Here is a 13,794-nt window from a genome sequence, read left to right as displayed (position 1 = left end):
TATCTGTCTGTCAGAACGACCGCACAATCCGCCCCAACGTCTCCATGGCCTTTTCCGAATCCTCGGTCCACGGGCTGCCATAGTTCAGGCGAATGCAATTTCGAAAGCGCTGGGTCGGCGAGAAAATCGGCCCCGGCGCGATGCTGATGCCCTGTGCCAGCGCCATTTGAAACAATTTCAGCGAATCCATCTGCGGCGGCAATTCCAGCCACAAGAAGTACCCGCCTGCCGGCTGGCTGACCCGCGTCTGCGCCGGGAAATAGCGGGCAATGGCGGCGAGCATGGCGCTTTGCTGTTCCTCCAGCGCGTAGCGCAATTTGCGCAGGTGACGGTCGTAGCCGCCGTGTTGCAGGTAATCGGCAATCGCTGCTTGCGCCGGCATCGACGCGCACAGCGAGGTCATCAGTTTCAGTCGTTCGATCTTTTGCGCATAACGCCCGGCGGCAACCCAGCCGATGCGGTAGCCGGGGGCCAGGCTTTTGGCGAACGAGCCGCAATGCATCACCAGCCCTTCGGTGTCGAACGCCTTGGCCGGTTTCGGCGCGTGCTGACCGTAATAGAGTTCGGCGTAGACATCGTCTTCGATCAGCGGCACCTGGTGCTCGCGCAGCAATGCGACCAGTTCCTGTTTCTTCGCCTCGGGCATGGTCGCGCCCATCGGGTTCTGAAAACTGGTCATGCACCAGCAGGCCTTGATCGGATGGCGTTCGAGCGTCTGCGCGAGCACGCCGAGGTCGATTCCGTCGCGCGGATGCACGGGAATTTCCACGGCCTTGAGCTTGAGCCGCTCAAGCACTTGCAGGCTGGCATAGAACGCCGGGGCTTCGATGGCCACCAGATCGCCGGGTTCGGTCACGGCTTGCAGGCACAGGTTCAGCGCCTCGAGCGCGCCGTTGGTGATCAGCAGTTCTTCCATCGGCAGCATCAGCCCGCCGACCATGTAGCGCAGGGCGATCTGCCGACGCAATTGCGGGTTGCCCGGCGACATGTCGGTGACCACCATGCGCGGGTCCATCTCGCGGGCGGCGCTGGCCAGCGAGCGCGACAGCCGTTGCAGCGGGAACAGGGTCGGGCTGGGGAAGGCCGAGCCGAAGGGTACGGTGTTCGGGTCCTTGATCGAATCGAGTACCGAGAACACCAGTTCGCTGACGTCGACTTCGGTGGACTCATTGACCTGATGGCTGATCACCGGCTCGGAAAACGGGCTCGGTGCATGGGTGTTGACGAAATAGCCGGAACGCGGCCGCGCGCGGATCAGGCCGCGGCGTTCGAGCAGGTAGTAGGCCTGAAACACCGTGGACGGGCTGACGCCGTAGGTCTGGCTGGCGTAACGCACCGACGGCACGCGCTGGCCGGGGCCGAGGACGCCGGACCGGATCAGTTCAGCGATGTCGTCGGCGAATTTTTCGTAGCGTTTCATTGGGAGCCTTGGTGTTCTTGATTTTTGTGGTGTGTCAGGGGGAAGGCCCCTCACCCTGGCCCTCTCCCCGGGGGGAGAGGGAACTGACCGTGTTGAATTCGGAAAGTATGCCGACCTGAGCTGGCTGTGTTGAATCCATAATCGACTCGGTTTTGCAGATTGATGCAGTAAGTCATACACCTCGGTCGGCTCCCTCTCCCTCGGGAGAGGGCTGGGGTGAGGGGCCCGATTCTAACGGCTCAACGATTCATCGGCGCGACAAACCTGCTCTTGGCCACGCTGTACACCTGTGGGTCGTCGCTGTCGGCGATCCTGAAACTTAACGTCTGCGAGCTGCTGCTCGGCCGTTCGCTGGTCATCGCCACGGACACTGGCACATCGACAATCTCGCCGGGCGCCAGGCTCAGTTGGGTCTGGCCTTGCAACTGGAAGCCATCCGCGTCGACCAGGCTCAGGTTGTAGTTCTGCCGTTGTTGGGTTTTGTTGATGACCTTGAGGCTATAAATGTTCTCGATCTGCCCTTGAGCATTTTCGCGAAACAGCCCGCGGTCCTTGGTCACGTCCAGCGAGACCATCGGCCGCTCCACCAACGCCAGCGCCAGCGCGCCGATCATCACCAGCAGCACCAGCGTGTAGCCGATCAAACGAGGACGTAGCAGATGCGTTTTGCCGCCCTGCAATTCGCGCTCCGAACTGTAGCGGATCAGCCCGCGCGGGTAGTTCATCTTGTCCATGATCGAATCGCAAGCATCGATGCACGCGGCGCAACCGATGCATTCCATTTGCAAGCCGTCGCGGATATCGATGCCGGTCGGGCAGACCTGCACGCACAACTGGCAATCGATGCAATCGCCAAGTCCGGCTTCAACAGGTTTGATCTCGCGTTTGCGTGGCCCACGGTTTTCGCCGCGCGCGGCGTCGTAGGCGATGGTCAGGGTGTCCTTATCGAACATCACGCTCTGGAACCGCGCATAAGGACACATGTGCATGCACACCGCCTCGCGCAGCCAACCGGCATTGATGTAAGTGGCGGCGGTGAAGAACAACACCCAGAACAAGCTGACACCGCCGATCTGCAACGTCAGCAGCTCCTCGGCAAGGGGCCGGATCGGCGTGAAGTAGCCGACGAAGGTCAGCCCGGTGAGCACACTGATCGCCAGCCACAGGGTGTGCTTGGCCGCGCGCCGCGCCAGTTTGTTCAGGGTCCACGGCGCGGCTTGCAGTTTGATGCGCTGGTTGCGTTCGCCTTCGGTGATCTTCTCGCACCACATGAAAATCCACGTCCACGAACTTTGCGGGCAGGTATAGCCACACCAGACGCGGCCGGCGAACACGGTGATGGCGAACAGGCCGAACGCGGCGATGATCAGCAGCGCCGACAGCAGAATGAAATCCTGTGGCCAGAAGGTTGCGCCAAAGATATGGAATTTGCTTTCAGCCAGATCCCAGAGCACCGCCTGGCGACCACCCCAATTCAGCCACACGGTGCCGAAGAACAGTGCAAACAGAAACCCCGCGCCGCTGAGGCGCAAGCTGCGAAACAGACCAGTGAAGCTGCGGGTGTGGATCTGCGTGTCGCTGGACTTGAACGTCGCCTTCAGCGGGCGTGCGGGTACCTTTTTTATATGGGGCGCTTGGGTGGGGGACGCTTCAACGGTTCGGACGGGGATTTGTTCGCTCATGGTCGTTCGCTCATCAGCCTCCATCAGGCCGGAGCACTATGAGCGTCGATCTGTTTGCAGAACAGACTCAGGTATTTGAATAAAAAGCGGATCAGATGAGCTTTGGCGCAGGGCCTGCGTCAACTTGAAGCAGCAAGCCGATAAAGGCGCAAGCGCCTATCGCAGGCGCTTGCGTGCGGTGTTGATCACGGTCAGTCAAATCACCGAATCACCCGTGTCCGCTTTCACATGTTCGCGGCCGTCTTTGGCGCCGGCGACGGTCAGTGCATCGACTTCGGCCTCGGTCAGGTAGATGCGCTGACCTTCGATATCGACCGCCGACATGGCTTTGTCGGTGTCGGTGATTACGGTCAGGTCGCTGCACAGGCGAATTTCCTCGCCGTTTTCGGTGGTGAAGAAGCACGTCTGGTTCTCGATTCGAACGGGCATGAGCGCTGTCCTTTTTCCATGAGGGTCTTGTGGATTAGGGCGCAAGCGTTGCGGTTGGTTCTGCGCAACCGATTAATGGTCGCCGTTGTCCATCGTTTATCAAGCCATAACAAGAGACTGAACGATGGACGACTGGTGGGACGAGGTGTGGCAAACCCTGCAAGCGGAATTTGCCGACGTCGCCGATGCATCGCAAATCACCCGCATCACCGTACGCCTGGTGATGGCAGCGGTGCTCGGCGGCATCCTTGGCTTCGAGCGCGAGCACAAGGGCAAGGCCGCTGGCGTGCGCACGCACATGCTGGTGGCGCTCGGCGCCGCGTTGTTCGTGCTGGTGCCGCAAACGTCGGGCGCGGAGTCCGATGCCATGAGCCGGGTCTTGCAAGGGGTAATCGCCGGGATTGGCTTTCTGGGCGCCGGGACCATTCTGAAGAATCAGCAGGGCGACGAGGCCCACGTCAAAGGCCTGACCACCGCGGCCGGGTTATGGATGACCGCGGCAATTGGCGTAGCGGTGGGGCTGGGCAAGGAAGCGACAGCGCTGCTGAGTACCGTTCTGGCGCTGGCGATCTTCAGCGTGATGCCTCATGTGGTGCGGGTGTTTGAAAAGGACGTCGACAAGAATGACCACCTCTGACTGATCGCTGCCACGGTGATTCGCTGCCACGGTGATCGTTCCCACGCTCTGCGTGGGAATGCAGCCCGGGACGCTCTGCGTCCCTTCTCGAGCGGGAACGCGGAGCGTCCCTTGAGGCATTCCCACGCGGAGCGTGGGAATGATCGGGTACAAAAATCAGACGATAACGGGGGGCATCGTCGATGGCGGTTCTTCTTTCGGGGGTGGTGTGGTGCCGGGCGGTTCCTGCTCGGGCACCGCTGGCGGTTCGGTTTCCGGCAGGGTCGGTTTGTCGATGTTCGGGTCCGGCGTTTCGGCCGGGATCGGGATAGTCATTGAGAACCTCCGTGTGGCACATGGCGTGAGACGTGCTTAAGTGGGTTGACCACCTTGCGATCAATTCGATCCGCCGTCGCGGCGCAGTAATTTCATCTGAACTTTTATCCGCGCCGGTCGCTCGGAACCTAAGTGAGTTCAACACGGGGCGGCTGCCTTGTCGCGAACAGTGATCAGGCACAAGAGCGTCCTTGGGGCGTAGAAGGAGAGATGCTCAATGACTGCTGAACAACCTTCCGAACTCGGCTACAACCCGCACATGCCGTTGGCGCAGGCGTTGCTGCTGCCGCGTATCGTTATTGAAAACACCATGCCGACCCTCGACGGCGGCCAGTTCGCGGTCAAGTCGATCGCCGGGCGCGACATAGTCGTCACCAGCAAGGTCTTCGCCGATGGCCACGACAAACTCGCGGTGCGCATCCGCTGGCGCGAAGCAGGCGCCGAGGAATGGCAGACCGAGGTCATGTCCGATCAGGGCAATAATGGCTGGCAAGGCCAGTTCCGCCCGGAACAGCAGGGCCGCTACGTTTATTGCATCGAAGCGTGGATCGATCATTTCGCCAGTTTTCAATATGAACTGGAGAAAAAACACAGCGCCGCCGTGCCGGTCTCGCTGGAATTGCAGGAAGGCCGCAGCATGGTGCAACAGGCCGCCGAACGCAGCGAAGGTCAGCTCAGCGAAGATCTTGCCGCGCTGCACCACCAATTGTCCGGCCTGCTCGAAACCGAGCAGGTCGCGTTATTTCTGCACTCGCGCAGTGCAGAGCTGATGGCCCACGCCGATCACCGCGCCTATCTGAGCATCAGCCCCGAATTCCCCGTAGACGTTGAACGCGAACTGGCCGAGTTCGCCAGTTGGTACGAGCTGTTTCCGCGCTCGATCACCAACGATCCCAAGCGCCACGGCACGTTCAACGATGTGCATTCACGCTTGCCGATGATTCAGGACATGGGTTTCGACGTGTTGTACTTCACGCCGATCCATCCGATTGGCCGCGCGCATCGCAAGGGCCGCAACAATTCGCTGACCGCCGGCCCGGATGATCCCGGCAGCCCGTATGCGATTGGCAGCGAGGAGGGCGGCCACGAAGCGATTCACTCGCAACTCGGCACCCGCGAAGACTTCCGCCGATTGGTGGCCGCGGCCGCTGAACATGGGCTGGAGATCGCCCTCGATTTCGCCATCCAGTGTTCGCAGGACCACCCGTGGCTCAAGCAGCATCCGGGCTGGTTCAACTGGCGCCCGGACGGCACGATCAAATACGCCGAGAACCCGCCGAAGAAATATCAGGACATCGTCAACGTCGATTTCTACGCACCGGATGCGATTCCGAGCCTGTGGGTGGAGTTGCGCGACATTGTCGTCGGCTGGGTCGAGGAGGGCGTGAAGATCTTTCGCGTCGACAATCCCCACACCAAACCGCTGCCCTTCTGGCAATGGCTGATCGCCGACGTGCGCGCGCTGTACCCGGAGGTGATCTTTCTCGCTGAAGCCTTCACCACCCCGGCAATGATGGCGCGTCTGGGCAAGGTCGGTTACACGCAGAGTTACACCTACTTCACCTGGCGCAACACCAAAGCCGAGCTGGCCGAGTATTTCACCGAGCTGAATCAGTCGCCGTGGCGCGAATGCTACCGGCCGAATTTCTTCGTCAATACACCGGACATCAACCCGGCGTTTCTGCACGAGTCCGGGCGTCCCGGGTTCCTCATTCGGGCGGCGCTGGCGACCATGGGCTCTGGCCTGTGGGGCATGTATTCGGGCTTTGAACTGTGCGAATCGGCGCCGGTGCCGGGCAAAGAGGAATATCTGGATTCGGAGAAGTACGAGATCCGCGTCCGCGATTTTACCGCGCCGGGCAACATCATTGCCGAGATCGCCCAGCTCAACCGCATCCGCCGGCAGAACCCGGCGCTGCACACGCATCTGGGCCTGAAGATCTACAACGCCTGGAACGACAACATTCTGTACTTCGGCAAGCGCAGCGCGGATGGCAGCAATTTCATTCTGGTGGCGGTCAGCCTTGATCCGCATAACGTCCAGGAAGCGAATTTTGAACTGCCGCTGTGGGAAATGGGTCTGCCAGACGATGCAACGACCCACGGCGAAGACTTGATGAACGGCCACCGCTGGGACTGGCATGGCAAATACCAGTTCATGCGCATCGACCCGGCGTATCAGCCGTTCGGGATCTGGCGGATTACTGCGTGACCCCCTAATTGATCGTTCCCGCGCTCTGCGTGGGAATGCATCCCGGGACGCTCTGCGTCCCAAAGCGGACGCGGAGCGTCCATGGCGGCATTCCCACGCAGAGCGTGGGAACGATCGTTGTGAGACGCCCATAAAGCATTGAACAGGAGTTTCACATGGCGAAGAAACCCAAGGCAGCCGCCTTCATCAAAGACCCGCTCTGGTACAAGGATGCGGTGATCTATCAGGTTCACGTCAAATCGTTTTTCGACTCCAACAATGACGGCATCGGCGACTTTCCCGGCTTGATCGCCAAACTCGATTACATTGCCGACCTCGGCGTCAACACCATCTGGCTTTTGCCGTTCTATCCTTCGCCACGTCGCGACGACGGCTACGACATCGCCGAATACCGCGGCGTGCACAGCGACTACGGGACCATGGCCGATGCGCGGCGCTTTATCGCCGAGGCGCACAAGCGTGGCTTGCGGGTGATCACCGAGCTGGTCATCAACCACACTTCGGACCAGCATCCGTGGTTTCAACGCGCACGCAAGGCCAAGCCCGGTTCGGCGGCGCGGGATTTCTACGTGTGGTCGGATGACGATCAGAAATACGACGGCACGCGGATCATCTTCCTCGACACCGAAAAATCCAACTGGACCTGGGACCCGGTCGCTGGTCAGTACTTCTGGCACCGCTTCTATTCGCACCAGCCGGACCTGAATTTTGACAATCCGCAAGTCATGAAGGCCGTGTTGTCGGTGATGCGCTACTGGCTCGACATGGGCATCGATGGCCTGCGTCTCGATGCGATTCCGTACCTGATCGAGCGTGACGGCACCAACAACGAAAACCTGCCGGAAACCCACGACGTCCTCAAGCAGATCCGCGCCGAGATCGACGCCAATTACCCTGACCGCATGCTGCTCGCCGAGGCCAATCAATGGCCGGAAGATACGCAGTTGTACTTCGGCGACACCGATGCTGCCGGGATCAACGGCGACGAATGCCACATGGCTTTTCACTTCCCGCTGATGCCACGCATGTACATGGCGCTGGCACAGGAAGATCGCTTCCCGATCACCGATATTCTTCGCCAGACCCCGGAAATTCCTGCCAACTGCCAATGGGCGATTTTCCTGCGCAACCACGATGAGCTGACCCTGGAAATGGTCACCGACAAGGAGCGCGATTACCTGTGGAACTACTACGCCGCGGATCGTCGTGCACGGATCAACCTTGGCATCCGCCGGCGTCTGGCGCCGTTGATGGAACGTGATCGCCGCCGCATCGAATTGCTCAACAGTCTGTTGCTGTCGATGCCCGGCACGCCGACCCTGTATTACGGCGACGAGATCGGCATGGGCGATAACATCTATCTGGGCGACCGCGATGGCGTGCGCACCCCGATGCAGTGGTCGATCGACCGCAACGGCGGCTTTTCCCGCGCCGACCCGGCGAGTCTGGTGCTGCCGCCGATCATGGACCCGCTCTATGGTTATCAGTCGGTCAACGTCGAAACCCAGTCCGGCGACCCGCATTCGCTGCTGAACTGGACGCGCCGCCTGCTCGCCGTGCGCAAGCAATCGAAGGCGTTCGGCCGTGGCTCGTTGAAAATGCTCTCGCCGAACAATCGTCGCGTGCTGGCGTACATCCGTGAGTACACCGATGTCGACGGCAAGCACGAGATCATTCTCTGTGTGGCCAACGTATCGCGCAGTGCGCAGGCGGTGGAGCTGGATCTCTCGGCCTACGCCGGCATGGTCCCGGTGGAAATGCTCGGTGGTAACGCGTTCCCACCGATCGGCCAGTTGAATTTCCTTCTGACCCTGGCGCCGTATGGCTTCTATTGGTTCGGTCTGGCCGCAGAAAACCAGATGCCGAGCTGGCACGTCGAGCCGGCGCAGAGCCTGCCAGACTTCACCACGCTGGTGCTGAAAAAACGCATGGAAGAACTGCTCGAAGCGCCGTCGCGTACGACGCTGGAGCAAAGCATTCTGCCGAGCTGGCTGCAGAACCGCCGCTGGTTCGCCGGTAAGGATGCGGCCATCGAGAAGGTCCATCTGGCTTACGGCGTGCGTTTCGGCGATGCCCAGCATCCGGTGCTGCTCAGCGAAATCGAAGTGACTGCTGGCGGCCAGACCCATCGCTATCAGTTGCCGTTCGGCTTCATTGCAGAGGATCAGGTCGGCCCGGCGTTGCCGCAGCAATTGGCGCTGTCGCGTGTAAGACGTGTGCGACAGGTCGGTCTGATCACCGATGCGTTCAGCCTCGAAGCCTTCGTTCGTGCGGTGCTGCAAGGCATGCAGAACGACACGGTGCTGGAGTCGGCCGAGGGTGAAATCCGCTTTGCCTCAACCGAGCATCTGAAAAAACTGGGGCTCAATGCCGAGTCGGAAGTGCGTTATCTGTCGGCCGAACAGTCAAACAGCTCGGTGGTGATCGGCAACAGCCTGGTGCTTAAGCTGATACGTAAAGTCGCTTCTGGCGTACACCCGGAACTGGAGATGAGCGCTTACCTGACCGAGGCCGGATTTGCCAATATCTCTCCGCTGCTGGGTTCGGTGATTCGCCGCGATGGCGCCGGCGAAGACAACCTGCTGATGATTGCCCAAGGCTATCTGAGCAATCAGGGCGATGCGTGGGAATGGACGCAGAACAACCTCGAACGAGCATTGCGCGACGAACTGGCCGATGCCGTCTCCGAGCAGGAGCAACACTACAACGCCCTCGGCGAACTGAAGGATTTTGCCGGCATGCTCGGCCAGCGTCTGGGCGAGATGCATCAGGTGCTCGCCGCGCCGACCGACAATGCCGATTTCGCACCGCAAGTGGCGTCGGCCAAGGACATGCAGGCGACCGGCAAGGACGTTGCCGCACAAGTCGAGCGTGCGCTGACCCTGCTCAAGCAGCATCAGGGCGAACTTGGCGCAGCGGATCAGAAACTGGTCAAGCGCTTGATCGACGACAAGAAAACCATCCTCGCCCATGTGCAGGATCTGGCGAAAAAAGCCACCGGCGGGCTGCGCATTCGCGTGCACGGCGATCTACACCTTGGGCAGGTCTTGGTGATCAAGGGCGATGCTTACCTGATCGATTTCGAGGGCGAACCGGCACGGCCATTGAGTGAGCGCCGTGGCAAACACAGTCCGTACAAGGACGTCAGCGGGGTGCTGCGCTCCTTCGATTACGCAGCGGCGATGACCATCAACGTGCACAACGTCGATAACAGCGCCGAAGCCGAAGCCGCGCGCAAACGCGTCGCCGAGCGCTATCTGCGTGAGGCCCGTGAGGCATTTGTTCAGGCATACCGCCAGGCGGCGGCTAATCTTGATCATGCCTGGCAGGATCCTGCAGGCGCCGACGCGGCGCTGGCGCTGTTCGGCCTGGAGAAGGCGGCCTATGAAGTGGCCTATGAAGCCTTGAATCGCCCCACGTGGTTGCCCGTGCCTTTGCACGGTTTGTATGGGTTATTGACGGGGCTTAAACCCTTTTCCGATCTTGGTGGAGAGTAGTCATGAGTTTCTCGAACAAGGAACAGGGTCAGGTCAAAGAGGCCTTGCTGCCCTCGGCAAAAGATATCGATGCCCTGGTGCGTGCTGAACATCACGATCCTTTTTCCATTCTCGGTCCGCACGGCGATGGCGCTGGCGGGCAATTCATCCGCGCCTATCTACCCGGCGCGCTGAGCGTGGCGGTGCTGGACAAGGACAGCGGCGAAGAACTCGGTCCGCTGGAAATGACCGAGACGCCCGGGCTGTTTGTCGGCCACTTTGCTCAAGCGCGTTCGTACCTGCTGCGCACCCGTTGGGCAGGGGGCGAACAGGTCGCTGAAGATCCTTACAGCTTCGGCCAGTTGCTCGGCGAAATGGACTTGTACCTGTTCGCCGAAGGCAATCACCGTGACCTCAGTGCCTGCCTGGGCGCGCAGCTGAAAACCGTCGACGGCGTCGATGGCGTACGCTTCGCCGTGTGGGCGCCGAATGCCCGGCGGGTTTCGGTAGTCGGTGATTTCAACGTCTGGGACGGTCGTCGCCATCCGATGCGCTTGCGCCATCCGTCCGGGGTCTGGGAGCTGTTCATTCCGCGTATGCAAGCGGGTGAGTTGTACAAATACGAAATTCTTGGCGCGCACGGCATTCTGCCGCTCAAGGCCGACCCGATGGCGCTGGCCACCAGTCTGCCGCCGGACACCGCCTCGAAAGTCGCCTCGCCGTTGCAGATCGACTGGCAGGATCAGGACTGGATGAGCGGCCGCCGCGAGCGCCAGCAACGCGCCAAACCCCTGTCGATCTACGAATTGCACGCGGGCTCGTGGCAATGCGAGCTGGACGATCTCGGCGAAGTAGCGCGCCAGTACAGTTGGCCGGAGCTGGCCGACCGGCTGATCCCGTATGTGAAAGAACTCGGTTTCACCCACATCGAGCTGATGCCGATCATGGAACACCCGTTCGGTGGTTCCTGGGGTTATCAGTTGCTCTCGCAGTTTGCGCCGAGCGCGCGTTATGGCACGCCGGATCAGTTCGCTGCCTTCGTTAACGCCTGTCACCAGGCCGATATCGGCGTGATCCTCGACTGGGTGCCGGCGCATTTCCCCACCGATACCCACGGGCTGGCGCAATTCGACGGCACCGCGCTGTATGAATATGCCAACCCGCTGGAAGGCTTCCATCAGGATTGGGACACGCTGATCTACAACCTTGGCCGCACTGAGGTGCACGGCTACATGCTGGCTTCGGCGTTGCACTGGCTCAAGCATTTCCATATCGACGGTTTGCGCGTCGACGCGGTGGCCTCGATGCTTTATCGCGACTATTCACGCAAGGCCGGTGAATGGGTGCCGAACCGCCATGGCGGACGCGAGAATCTCGAAGCAATCGACTTTCTGCGCCACTTGAACGACGTGGTTGAGCTGGAGGCACCTGGAGCACTGGTGATCGCCGAAGAGTCCACCGCATGGCCCGGCGTCAGCCAGAGCACCCAGCAGGGCGGCCTCGGCTTTTCCTACAAATGGAACATGGGCTGGATGCACGATTCGCTGCATTACATCCAGCAGGATCCGGTGTACCGCGCGCACCATCACAACGAATTGAGTTTCGGTCTGGTCTACGCCTGGTCCGAGCGTTTCATCCTGCCGATCTCCCACGACGAAGTGGTGCACGGCAAGCATTCGCTGATCGACAAGATGCCCGGCGACCGCTGGCAGAAATTCGCCAATCTGCGCGCCTATCTGAGCTTCATGTGGACCCACCCGGGCAAGAAGCTGCTGTTCATGGGCTGCGAGTTCGGCCAGTGGCGCGAGTGGAACCACGATCAGCAGCTGGACTGGTACCTACTGCAATATTCCGAGCACAAAGGCGTGCAGAAACTGGTCGGTGACCTCAATCGGCTGTATCGCGAAGAACCGGCGCTACATGATCAGGACGACGCGCCGCAGGGCTTCCAGTGGTTGATCGGCGACGATGCGATCAACAGCGTTTACGCCTGGTTGCGCTGGAGCAAGGAGGGCGAACCGGTGCTGGTGGTGGCCAACTTCACTCCGGTACCGCGCCAGTCCTATCGTGTCGGCGTGCCGTTTGCCGGGCGCTGGAAGGAGTTGCTCAACAGCGACGCCGAGACCTATGCCGGTTCCAACTATGGCAACGGCGGCGGGGCGCAGACCGAAGAGGTGCCAAGCCATGGTCAGGCGCTTTCGCTGGAGCTGAATTTGCCGCCGCTCGCGGTGTTGATTCTCAAGCCGGAGGGTCAGTAAACCACCCAGACCCTGTGGGAGCGGGCTTGCCCGCGATGACGCCGGCACATTCAGCATTAACAGTGACTGACACGCCGCCATCGCTGGCAAGCCAGCTCCCACAGGAAACTGTGGGGAGCTGAAATCACCAACGCATCCGCACTCCCAGGCTGCCAATCAACCCATTCAAATCATTGTCATCGACATCGCTGCTGTAATCGGCGCTGACATACAGGCTCACCGCCGGGGTCATTCGCGCCACCAGGCCCAGGCCTAACTCCACGGTTGATGACTTGCGGCTGCTGCTGATCTTGTCGACCTGATCAAGTGTTACCGTGCTGCCGGTGTAGACGGTGTGCCAGAGGTTGGTGCGCACGTAGGGTTCCACCGGCAAACCGTGCAAATCGTAACTGCCTTTCAAACGCGCACCGACGCGACCGCTCCACGCCGTCAGATCACTGGACGAGGCATTGCCGGAGCCTGCATAAGGCGTGTCGAGGCTGATGCGCTGATTGATCAGTTGCGCCTGCGGTTCCACCACCCAGTTTTCGCTCAGCCCGATAGGAAAACCGCCTTCGACCGAGAACGTCATCGCGCTGCCTTCGGTGGCCTGGCGTGTGCCCTGCGGGCTGCGGCTGAAACCACTGACGCGGCCGGCGCTGGCGGACAGATCGACGTGCCAGCCCTGAGCGCCGGTCAGGCTGTAATAGGCACCCAGGCTTTGGCCTTGCAGATTCAGTGTGTCAGTGCCGGGGTCGGCGAGGGCGCGGCTGGTCAGCGGGCCGTTGCGATTACCGCGGATCTGATTATCGCCACCGATGACACCGATGGTTTGCGTATAGCCGTTGTGGCTTTGCAGGGTCAGCAGCGCCGGCCCTTTGTTCTCGCCGCTGCCGGGCATTGCATAGCCGGACGACAACACATCGGTTTGCGCCTGCCGCGCACTGCGTCCGTACAACTCGTCCCAGGCTGACGGTGCCAGATCTTCACCGATCAGCCGTGAGCCGCGCGGATCAGACCGTGGGCCGAGTTGCTGTGGGTCAGGGGTAATCACAGTGGCGGGGAGGGTCATCACCGGCACATCCGCGCGATACCAGATGCGGGTGGCATCCACTGCTGGCTCGGCCTTGGCCTCCATGGACGAGCACAACAGGATCGAGCTCGACACGGTGCAGAAAGTGATTTTGATCTTTTGTGGGGTGAGTGAAGTTTTCATGGCGGTCTACCTTGCAGGCGCATGCGGCATCTCGATGTGGCGCCTCTCCTAACCCGAACGAGGGGCGACCGAATGGAGCGGGGCGAGCCGTGACCGCTCGCTTTTGCGAGTGGCCGGAGGTTCGTCCCGGTAGTAATTCCGGGGTAGTAAGGTAGAGATAAGAAGAGTGA

9 protein-coding genes are annotated in these 13,794 nt (G+C 60.8%); 4 read left to right on the top strand and 5 right to left on the bottom strand.

The window, feature by feature from the left end; genetic code table 11:
- Positions 1 to 10 precede the first annotated feature (10 nt).
- The 3 genes from mapR to J3P93_RS15515 all read right to left on the bottom strand — a co-directional run bounded on the left by mapR (position 11) and on the right by J3P93_RS15515 (position 3,531).
- Positions 11 to 1,420 carry a GntR family transcriptional regulator MpaR gene (gene mapR, locus J3P93_RS15525; RefSeq protein WP_434589291.1) on the bottom strand — a complete coding sequence of 470 codons (1,410 nt, stop codon included), beginning with the start codon at positions 1,418 to 1,420 and terminating at the stop codon, positions 11 to 13.
- A gap of 239 nt (positions 1,421 to 1,659) precedes the next feature.
- A complete protein-coding gene (gene ccoG, locus J3P93_RS15520) occupies positions 1,660 to 3,102 on the bottom strand; it encodes a cytochrome c oxidase accessory protein CcoG (protein ID WP_434589290.1) in 1,443 nt (480 codons plus the stop codon).
- Positions 3,103 to 3,297: 195 nt separating this feature from the next.
- Entirely contained in the window at positions 3,298 to 3,531 is a 234-nt protein-coding gene (locus J3P93_RS15515) for a DUF3203 family protein (RefSeq protein WP_203418236.1), read from the bottom strand.
- Between the two features lie 124 nt (positions 3,532 to 3,655).
- On the opposite strand from J3P93_RS15515, the gene J3P93_RS15510 reads away from it, so the two are divergent.
- Positions 3,656 to 4,168, top strand: coding sequence for an MgtC/SapB family protein (locus J3P93_RS15510; RefSeq protein WP_434589287.1), 513 nt, complete (start codon positions 3,656 to 3,658; stop codon positions 4,166 to 4,168).
- 156 nt (positions 4,169 to 4,324) lie between these two features.
- Here the strand turns inward: J3P93_RS15510 and J3P93_RS15505 are convergent, their stop codons facing one another.
- The gene (locus J3P93_RS15505; RefSeq protein ID WP_167359896.1) at positions 4,325 to 4,483 is read right to left on the bottom strand and encodes a hypothetical protein; all 159 of its coding nucleotides are present in this window, start codon (positions 4,481 to 4,483) and stop codon (positions 4,325 to 4,327) included.
- Between the two features lie 217 nt (positions 4,484 to 4,700).
- Between J3P93_RS15505 and J3P93_RS15500 the strand changes: the two genes are divergently transcribed.
- From J3P93_RS15500 to glgB, 3 genes are all read left to right on the top strand, one after another.
- Positions 4,701 to 6,695 (top strand): alpha-1,4-glucan--maltose-1-phosphate maltosyltransferase, encoded by a 1,995-nt coding sequence (locus tag J3P93_RS15500; protein ID WP_434589285.1) that lies wholly within the window; start codon positions 4,701 to 4,703, stop codon positions 6,693 to 6,695.
- 155 nt (positions 6,696 to 6,850) lie between these two features.
- Positions 6,851 to 10,192, top strand: a complete 3,342-nt coding sequence (gene treS / locus J3P93_RS15495) for a maltose alpha-D-glucosyltransferase (RefSeq protein WP_434589283.1) — start codon at positions 6,851 to 6,853, stop codon at positions 10,190 to 10,192.
- 2 nt (positions 10,193 to 10,194) lie between these two features.
- Positions 10,195 to 12,429, top strand: coding sequence for a 1,4-alpha-glucan branching protein GlgB (gene glgB, locus J3P93_RS15490; RefSeq protein ID WP_434589281.1), 2,235 nt, complete (start codon positions 10,195 to 10,197; stop codon positions 12,427 to 12,429).
- A 124-nt stretch (positions 12,430 to 12,553) separates the two neighbouring features.
- On the opposite strand, the gene J3P93_RS15485 is transcribed toward glgB, so the two are convergent.
- On the bottom strand, positions 12,554 to 13,624 hold the full coding sequence (locus tag J3P93_RS15485) for an autotransporter outer membrane beta-barrel domain-containing protein (protein WP_434589279.1): 1,071 nt from the start codon (positions 13,622 to 13,624) through the stop codon (positions 12,554 to 12,556).
- Positions 13,625 to 13,794 lie beyond the last annotated feature (170 nt).

The organism is Pseudomonas sp. R3-57 (genome assembly GCF_051132065.1).
Taxonomy (GTDB): domain Bacteria; phylum Pseudomonadota; class Gammaproteobacteria; order Pseudomonadales; family Pseudomonadaceae; genus Aquipseudomonas.
This window is presented reverse-complemented; position numbering and strand designations above follow the sequence as displayed.